The sequence below is a fragment of the Mycobacterium sp. genome (assembly GCF_049683355.1).
In the GTDB taxonomy this organism is placed as follows: domain Bacteria; phylum Actinomycetota; class Actinomycetes; order Mycobacteriales; family Mycobacteriaceae; genus Mycobacterium.
In genome coordinates this window covers 1-4,852 of the sequence record NZ_JBAUJB010000380.1, presented here as the reverse complement: position 1 = coordinate 4,852, position 4,852 = coordinate 1, and the positions used below count along the sequence as shown (strand labels likewise).

Below are 4,852 nucleotides of genomic sequence, written 5' to 3'. Positions count from 1 at the left end.
CGTATCCACCACATGTGTCCGGGGTCGACCTTCTTGAGCCGCTCCCAGGTCTGCGGTTCGCGCAGCGAGCTCAGGTCGTCGCTGCCCAGCAGCTCACGGCCCAGCTCCGTCCACTGCGGCGCGGCCCAGGTGGGCGCGTGCACACCGTTGGTGATCGAGCCGATCGGCACTTCCGCCTGGTCGAATCCAGGCCACAGGTCGTTGAACATCCCGCGGCTGACCTGCCCGTGCAGCAGCGACACCCCGTTGGCGCGCTGAGCCAGCCGAAGACCCATGTGGGCCATGTTGAACTTGGTTGCGTCGTCTTCGTCGCCGAAGGCGACGATGCGGTCGACGGGTACACCAGGCAACAGTCGCGAACCCACCGCCCCCGGCTCCGGCCCGAAATAGCGTTCCACCAACTCGACCGGAAAACGGTCGATGCCGGCCGGAACCGGGGTGTGGGTGGTGAACACCGTCGACGCGCGGACGACGGTGAGCGCGGTGTCGAAGTCCAGCCCGGCCTCGATGAGCTCGCGAATGCGTTCCGCACCCAGGAAACCGGCGTGCCCCTCGTTCATGTGGAACACCTCGGGCGACGGCAGACCCTCGGCGGCGGTGAACGCCCGGATGGCCCGGACTCCGCCGATGCCGGCGAGGATCTCCTGCCGTATCCGGTGCTCCTGGTCGCCGCCGTAGAGCCGGTCGGTGACCCCGCGCAAATCGTGTTCGTTTTCGGGGATGTCGGAATCGAGCAGCAGCAACGGAATTCGCCCTATCTGCGCGACCCAGATACGTGCGGCGAGCTGTGCATCGTCGGGTAGGGCCAAGTCGATCAGGATCGCCTCGCCCGATGCGTCGACGAGCAGGCGCAGCGGCAGACCCTGCGGATCGAGCGACGGATAGCTCTCGCGCTGCCACCCGTCGGCGGTCAGCGACTGCCTGAAGTACCCCGACCGGTAGTGCAGCCCCACCGCGATCAGTGGAAGGCCCAGGTCCGAGGCCGACTTGAGGTGATCACCAGCGAGGATTCCCAGGCCGCCCGAGTAGTTCGGAAGCACCTCGGCGACGCCGAACTCCATCGAGAAGTAAGCGATGCACTTGGGCAGCGCACCGTCGGCACCGCCGCCGGTCTCGGCGGCGAGCTGCTGATACCACAGCGGCCTGCTCAGATAGTCGTCGAGATCAGCGGCCAGGGCGTCGAGGCGCTGCACGAACGACTCGTCGCGGGCCAACTCGTCGACTCTCTCCGGCCCGACGTGACCGAGCATCGACACCGGATCGCAGCCGACCTGTTTCCACAGCGCGGGATCCATGGTTTCGAACAGATCCTGGGTCGGCTTGTCCCACGACCACCGCAGATTGCTGGAGAGCTGTTCGAGCGCGCGGAGCCGCTCAGGGAGGTGGGCGCGGACGGTGAACCGGCGGAGAGCTTTCACGCGAGCCAACCTTACTGACGTTGTGGCCCGCGCAGATCAGTTCGTAGGCGTCCGCTTCGGGCTCCGCGAGGTTGAGGTCCGCACTACGGTGGGTATAAGCGCCAGAGGGTCGAACAACCAGGCAGCGAACCAGACCAGACATCGACACGCGCGGCGCGCGCCGCACGGGCAAGGAGTGGCCAGTGACCGCCGGTCGGATCGAGATCGATGACGTTGCGCCCGTGGTATCCGGCGGACGGTTCCCGGCCAAGGCGGTCGTCGGCGAGGTGGTGCCGGTGACGGCGACGGTGTGGCGCGAAGGCCACGACGCAGTGTCCGCCACGCTGGTGGTGCGTTACCACGGGACGACCTATCCCCCGCTGGCCGACGAGCCACCCGGGCGGGTGCGGGCCCCTGAGCCGGTCCCGATCCAGGAACTGGTGAACGCACCGCGGGTCCGCCCCGTCACCGTGCCGATGCTGCCGGGCAGCACCCCAGATGTGTTCCACGGCCAGTTCAGTCCCGACGCCGTCGGCCTGTGGACCTACCGTGTCGACGGCTGGGGTGACCCGATCGCGACCTGGCGCCAGCATGTGATCGCCAAGCTGGACGCCGGCCAGAGTGAAGGCGAGTTGTCCAACGACCTGCTGGTGGGAGCCCGCCTGCTGGAACGCGCTGCGGCCGGGGTGCCGCGGCAGATGCGGTACCCGCTGATCGAAGCCGCGGAGCGGCTGCGCGAACCCGGCGACCCGTTCTGGCGCGCGGGCCCGGCCCTGGCACCCGACGTGACCGACCTGCTCTACCAGTATCCGTTGCGCGAGCTGATCACGCGGGACGAGCAGCACGGGGTGTGGGTGGATCGGCCGTTGGCGCGGTTCAGTTCGTGGTACGAGTTCTTCCCCCGGTCGACCGGTGGGTGGGACAGTTCGGGTAACCCGGTGCACGGCACGTTCGCCACCGCGACCAAGGCCTTGCCCCGAATCGCCCGGATGGGCTTCGACATCGCCTACCTGCCGCCGATCCATCCGATCGGGAAGGTGCACCGCAAGGGACGCAACAACAGCGTCACCGCCGCGCCTGACGACGTCGGCTCGCCCTGGGCGATCGGCAGCGACGAGGGCGGGCACGATGCGGTGCACCCGGGGCTCGGCACCATCGAGGATTTCGACGAATTCGTCGCGGCCGCCCGCGACCACGGCCTGGAGGTGGCCCTCGACCTGGCGCTGCAGTGCGCCCCCGACCACCCGTGGGCACAGCAGCACCCGGAGTGGTTCACGGTGTTGCCGGACGGCACCATCGCCTATGCGGAGAACCCGCCGAAGAAGTACCAGGACATCTACCCGCTGAACTTCGACAACGACCCGGCCGGGTTGTACGAGGAAGTACTGCGGGTGGTGCGATTCTGGATCTCTCACGGCGTCAAGGTCTTCCGCGTCGACAACCCGCACACCAAGCCGCCGAACTTCTGGGCGTGGCTGATCGGCGAGGTCAAGAACGAAGATCCCGACGTGCTGTTCCTCGCGGAGGCGTTCACCCGGCCGGCGCGGCTGTTCGGGCTGGCCAAGCTCGGGTTCACCCAGTCCTACACGTACTTCACGTGGCGCACGGCCAAGTGGGAGCTGACCGAATTCGGCCAGTCGATCGCCGAGCACGCCGATTACAGCCGTCAGAGCCTGTGGGTGAACACGCCCGACATCCTGCACGAGAGCCTGCAGCACGGCGGACCGGGCATGTTCGCGATCCGCGCGGTGCTGGCGGCGACGATGAGCCCCACGTGGGGGGTGTACTCGGGCTTCGAACTCTTCGAGCACCGCGCGGTCCGTGAGGGCAGCGAGGAGTATCTCAACTCCGAGAAGTACGAACTGCGTCCCCGCGATTTCGACGCGGCGATGGCCGACGGCGAGTCCCTCGAACCGTTTTTGACCCGGCTCAACGAGGTCCGGCGCCTGCACCCCGCGCTGCAGCAGCTGCGCACCGTGACGTTCCACCACATCGACAACGATGCCCTGCTGGCGTACAGCAAGTTCGATCCGGAAACCGGGGATCAGGTGCTCGTGGTGGTCACCCTCAATCCGTTCGGCCCCGAGGAGGGCACGTTGTGGCTGGACATGGACGCGCTGGGAATGGAGCAGCAGGACCGCTTCTGGGTGCGCGACGAAATCACCGGAGATGAATATCACTGGGGTCAGGGCAATTACGTTCGCCTCGAACCCGCCCGGGCGGTGGCGCATGTGCTCAACATGCCCCAGCTGCCCGCCGACCGACGACTGACCCTTCTGCGTAGGGAGTGACGACATGACCAAAGCGTCCAACCTGACCAACCAAGTGCAGAGCCCGCATCTGCGACCGCACACCACCGCCCTCAACCGCCTCCTGACCGGCGACTACCACGATCCGCACTCGGTGCTGGGCGCGCACGAGTACGGCGACCACACGGTCATCCGTGTCTACCGCCCGCACGCCGTGGCGGTCGACGCGGTGATCGGGGGCCAGCGGCACCGCTTCGAACACATCGAATCGGGGCTGTTCGCCGTCGCGCTGCCGTTCACCGATCTGATCGACTATCGCTTGGAGATCAGCTACGACAACGGCGGCGAGAAGCCGCACGTGCACGCGGTCGCCGACGCATACCGCTTCCTGCCCACGCTCGGCGAGATCGACCTGCACCTGTTCGCCGAAGGGCGCCACGAGCGGCTGTGGGAGATCCTGGGCGCGCACCCGCGCAGTTTCACCACTGCCGACGGCGTCGTCGAGGGTGTCTCGTTCGCGGTGTGGGCGCCCAACGCCAAGGGCGTCACCCTGATCGGGGAGTTCAACCACTGGGACGGCAACGAGGCGCAGATGCGCGCGCTGGGCTCCACCGGCGTGTGGGAACTGTTCTGGCCTGGTTTCCCGGTCGGCGGACTCTACAAGTTCAAGGTGCACGGCGCCGACGGCGTGGTCACCGAACGCGCCGACCCGATGGCGTTCGCCACCGAGGTGCCGCCGCAGACCGCGTCGCGCGTCACCCACAGCGAGTACACCTGGGCCGACGACGAGTGGATGGCCGGCCGCACGCTGCGTAACCCGGTGTTCGAGCCGATGAGCACCTATGAGGTTCATCTGGGCTCCTGGCGGCCGGGACTCAGCTACACCGAGCTGGCCGACCAGCTCACCGACTACGTGGTGGCACACGGTTACACCCATGTGCAGATGCTTCCCGTCGCAGAGCATCCTTTCGGCGGCTCCTGGGGCTACCAGGTGACGTCCTACTACGCACCGTCCTCGCGGTTCGGCACACCCGACGAGTTCCGGCATCTCGTTGACACGCTGCACCAGGCCGGCATCGGGGTCCTCGTGGACTGGGTGCCCGCCCATTTCCCGAAGGACGCGTGGGCGCTGGGCCGGTTCGACGGAACCGCGCTCTACGAGCACGCCGATCCGCGCCGCGGCGAGCAGTTGGACTGGGGCACCTA

3 protein-coding genes are annotated in these 4,852 nt (G+C 67.6%); 2 read left to right on the top strand and 1 reads right to left on the bottom strand.

What is annotated here, in order from left to right; genetic code table 11:
- Positions 1 to 1,418: alpha-glucan family phosphorylase (glgP, locus tag WA944_RS21870; protein WP_526611290.1), on the bottom strand; the 1,418-nt coding region annotated here is incomplete at its 3' end.
- 182 nt (positions 1,419 to 1,600) lie between these two features.
- Here glgP and WA944_RS21865 point away from each other — a divergent pair.
- Both WA944_RS21865 and WA944_RS21860 read left to right on the top strand, forming a co-directional pair.
- Positions 1,601 to 3,688 (top strand): maltotransferase domain-containing protein, encoded by a 2,088-nt coding sequence (locus WA944_RS21865; protein WP_526372451.1) that lies wholly within the window; start codon positions 1,601 to 1,603, stop codon positions 3,686 to 3,688.
- A gap of 4 nt (positions 3,689 to 3,692) precedes the next feature.
- On the top strand, positions 3,693 to 4,852 hold a 1,160-nt coding region (locus WA944_RS21860; RefSeq protein WP_526647336.1), incomplete at its 3' end, for a GlgB N-terminal domain-containing protein.